1 pseudogene is annotated in these 2,159 nt (G+C 37.3%); it reads right to left on the bottom strand.

Going from position 1 to position 2,159, the window contains the following annotated elements:
• Positions 1-594: 594 nt before the first annotated feature.
• A pseudogene (locus F6K37_RS39195) lies at positions 595-1,476 on the bottom strand (IS5 family transposase).
• Between the last annotated feature and the right edge of the window lie 683 nt (positions 1,477-2,159).

Here is a 2,159-nt window from a genome sequence, read left to right as displayed (position 1 = left end):
GCAATCGGTAATGGTGAATCGTCAACTACCAAGTACAAATTACCAAGTACAAATTACCAGAGAAGAGATATCATAATTAGTCAAACTGATTGGATATAATCGGTAATTTACCCTGAATTATCAATTAAAAATGACGAATTGTCAGTAAGATTACGGTGGGTGCATCTCATATTTGTAAAAGGGGAATGGGGAATGGGGAATGGGGAATGGGGAATGGGGAATGGGGAATTGGTAATAGGTAATGGGTAATAGGTAATAGGGGAAGCATGCCGGGTAATCGCATCTAATTTGGGATAAATTGTACTTGACAAAAAACCGGTTGCATGATCTAATCCTTCATCTCTGATCAAGGGTAACCATTGATGTGTAAAGGGTTGTATTTTCTAGTCACGAATCATGGCAAAAGGTTTTGGCAGACCCGTTCTTAACAATCATAATCAGCGTGAGGCAATGATCCTGAAAAAGAGTGTACTCAATAGACCTCTTGCCAAAATATTTTTAGTTATAATGGTGGTTTTGGTAAAAATTAGCTAGATTGTGTATTAGGCTTATACACCAAGAGAGTAGAGCTATTGCAAAAGTCGTGATAGCCAACTAATTTTGACTAACAGAAAGTTCATAATTATAAATACCAGCAATCAAATTAAAACGTAGAGAAAATCTTTTTCGGCGATTACGGTATCTTTCTGATAGAATCTTAAAAACTTTAAGAGAGCGACATACATGTTCAATAACAATTCTGAGAGAAGCTAAATCCCTAGGAGGCGCGCATTCCAATGGGCAGGTAAACTGCCCTTGGGTCGCGCCTCTTTTCTTTTTTATGTTTTTGGTATAGTTCCTTTTTTTTGGATTTCTTATGAGGAGTTTGGCTTAATTGATGAATTTTTTTAATCCCTTGATAAGCTTTATATCCTAGACATATAATTTGTTCAATTAGACAAGTTTTACTTTTTTTAAATAAGTTGAAATCGTGCTCTTGCCCCTTGCTGTGAGAAGTACAGACTATTTGCTTATTTTGCTGATTAATGACTATCTGAGATTTTAAGGTATGTTTTTTCTTTTTTCCACTGTAATATTTTTTCGGTTTTTTTTTGGACGTTCAATCGGATTTTCTGTGACATCAACCACCACCACTTTGATGTCTTTATTGACGTTTAATAATTGCTTTTTTCCGGGCAATCTAAAAATTTGAGATTTAATTAAAATCTTCTCAATTTTTTTGATTATGCGATAGACTGTCGATTCGTTAAGCCCCCAAGATTGTCCTATATGAAAGTAAGTTCTATACTCTCTCAAATATTCTAGGATCATTAAAACTTGATTTTCTAAACTTAATTTGGATGGTCGCCCGGTTTTTTTATTTAACTCTTCATTATTTTATAATAATTGCACCATTTGGTCAAAAGTCTCTGGTTTAACTCCACAAAAGCGTTTGAACTCTTCGGCGGATAACTTTTTTAAGTTTTCGTAGGTCATAGTTTTTTTATTAAACTTCTTTTCGTTCGCGAAGCGAACGAAACATCCAATTATACATCAAACTTTTGCAAGAGATCTAGTACAAAGCAAGTTTGTTAGTCTTAAGGGTAGGTATAATAAAAAATTGCCAAATAGTTTATTATACCACGAAAGACTTTTGCAAGAGGTCTAATCATTTTCAGCATCGGTCGGTACCCCCTGTGGGTAGCAGAACGGACGATCTTCAAGTAGCGATGGTTACCATTGCCATTTTGGCCGTGATTGCGGGAGCGGATGGGTTTGTGGCTATCGAAACCTAAGGCACACGCAAAACAAGAGTCGCCCCAAGACATGTTTAGATTTGCCCCACTCGATACCATCCCACGATCCCAATGGTCGTGTATTTGGCCTTATTGATCCCCAGGAACTCGAAACTTGCTTGCCTTTGTTGGGTGCGCAGCATCACCGAGAGCTTAGATCTTGGGTGCATCTCACTTTTGCCAAAATACGACCATTGAAGGCTAAAACACTTCTCCAGTTCCCTGAGCTATAGATTTACAACTTTGAGATGCACCCGATTACGGTTGACTTGTGGTTCGGTCATTTGATGAACTTCAAATAGGGTCATACTAACTAATACCAATTTCATTTATTCGAGCTACAGATGGTGAACAGGTGTAGGTTAGTCGGTTAGTCGGTGAGCG

Origin of the sequence: Moorena sp. SIO4E2 (assembly GCF_010671945.1) — a bacterium.
In the GTDB taxonomy this organism is placed as follows: domain Bacteria; phylum Cyanobacteriota; class Cyanobacteriia; order Cyanobacteriales; family Coleofasciculaceae; genus Moorena; species Moorena producens.
Note: the sequence above shows the minus strand (reverse complement) of the source record. Positions and strands in the feature narration are given on the sequence as shown.